Below are 1926 nucleotides of genomic sequence, written 5' to 3'. Positions count from 1 at the left end.
TGACTTTGGTATCCAGCATTAAAATATAGTGATAGTAAAAAAGCAGTAGGAATTCAAGATAGAATCTCTATTGCTTTTTCGTTTAAATCTTATAATTGAATATCTGTCTAATTTGCCGCTCTGTCAAATAGTAATTTGTAAGTGGAAGATTTGTAATCTTTTCGAATTCTTTTATAAATTCACTTGATGGCGTTACATTGATATATTTACTTTCACCTTTGACCACCTTAAAGCTTCTAATGAATTTCATGATTTGATGTGTGCTGTATTGATTATCCAATATCTTAAACTGGAATATTCTTTCTAACAGTACGGCAAGATAACAGATCAGGAAGTGTCCTTTTATGCTGTTTTCTTTTTGAAGAAATACAGGGCGTGCATCTAAATCAGACTTCATTATTCTGAAGGATTCTTCTATCCTCCATAGATTGTGATATGTATTATAGATATCAATATCATCCATATCCTTTTCTGAAGTAACAAGCATATTGTATCCTGCAAACTTTAGCTCTTTTTCAATCATTGATTCGTTTATTGAGGCCTTGGCTTTCTCTCCGTCTTCATCAATGAAATCGACATACTTTCCTAAATCTCCATATTCTGATCGTTTTGCCTGACTGTAACAGAGGTTTCTTGCTTTTTCAATCTGTTTGGCTATTTCATATTTTTTCTTTGAGGCCAGTTTTGGATTATAGGTAACAAGTCTTTTTTCTGTAAAGCAGAGGGTTTTCTTTTTACCATCTATTTCAAAAGTGTATGGAAATTTTTCGACACATGATTTATATCTGTATAACAGTGTGCCATCTCTGCTTCTTACATCCTTCCAATCATCATTATCCAACAGTATCCATGTCTTTTCTTTTTCAGGTAAGGATTTTACTGATTTTGAGAAGAGATAGCCATCTCCGTTTTCTTTGGAAAAGGCGATATTCTGTGCACAGTTCAATCCTTTATCTGCAACATGGATGGTTTTCCCTGTGATTTGATTTTTAGCTTTCAGTTTTTTGATGACATTTCTCAGTATGGGCTTTTCACTTTCGTTGCCAGGAAACAGTTCCATGCCAATAGGAATTTGATTTGCATCAAGAAGCAGTCCTAAGCCGACAATGGGATCTTTTCTGTTTTCTTTAGAAGGACCTTTTCTTCTAAAGTCATCTTCTCTGTCTATTTCAAAATAAAAATTACTGCAGTCAAAGTAGGTCTTGGAAGTATTGATATCATAGAATTTCTTTGTCTGTTCATTAAAGATTTCGATAAACTTGCCGTAGTCATTGCCGATGAATTCAAGACCATCAAGAAGCTGATCATAAGAAAAGTGAACGCCGTCTCTTAGTTGAGGAAGGACCTCATGAAAAGTTCTATGCTTACTGCATGGATTAACAAGACGAGCATAGATAAGAGATGAAAGAAGTTCGTAAAGGTCAAACTCAAAAGAATTATGCAGATTGAAATAGTCGACATACTTTTTGATATCCATTTTATTCATCATGGATATGAATGGAAAATATCCAAGATAGAGTTCAGGAGAATGATCGGAAATCTTAAGAGAATTCTTGTTTTTATTATTTTTGTTGAGTTCATCCACTTCTTTTTGAAAATAGGCAATAGGATCATCGATACCTTTGGCTTTCCAAGTTTCAACAGAAGCAAGTGATTTATAGGTGCGATGAGCACCACCATGCTTTTGAGGGGAGTAATAACTTTCAACGATGGAAAGATAGGTACGACCTTTAAGAGTAGATTTTTTAAGGAAAAAAGCCATAGAAACACCTCCAATAATATATCACTACTATCACTATATAAATTATAACATAAAAAATAATATAAAAAAATTAAAAGTATAAAAAAAGCCGATAAAATCGACATATTGAAAGAAATGGTTTAAATGTAGTTCTAAAAAATATAGTGATAACTTCTAAAGACGGG

The 1926-nt window shown here is 33.0% G+C and carries 1 protein-coding gene; it reads right to left on the bottom strand.

All coding sequences use genetic code 11. The annotated features are described in order from the left end of the window. Positions 1-82: 82 nt before the first annotated feature. Positions 83-1762, bottom strand: a complete 1680-nt coding sequence (locus LJD34_RS15825; RefSeq protein WP_227360349.1) for an IS1634 family transposase — start codon at positions 1760-1762, stop codon at positions 83-85. Between the last annotated feature and the right edge of the window lie 164 nt (positions 1763-1926).

Origin of the sequence: Faecalibacillus sp. MSK20_93, assembly GCF_020589945.1 — a bacterium.
GTDB lineage: Bacteria > Bacillota_I > Bacilli_A > Erysipelotrichales > Coprobacillaceae > Faecalibacillus > Faecalibacillus intestinalis.
This window is presented reverse-complemented; position numbering and strand designations above follow the sequence as displayed.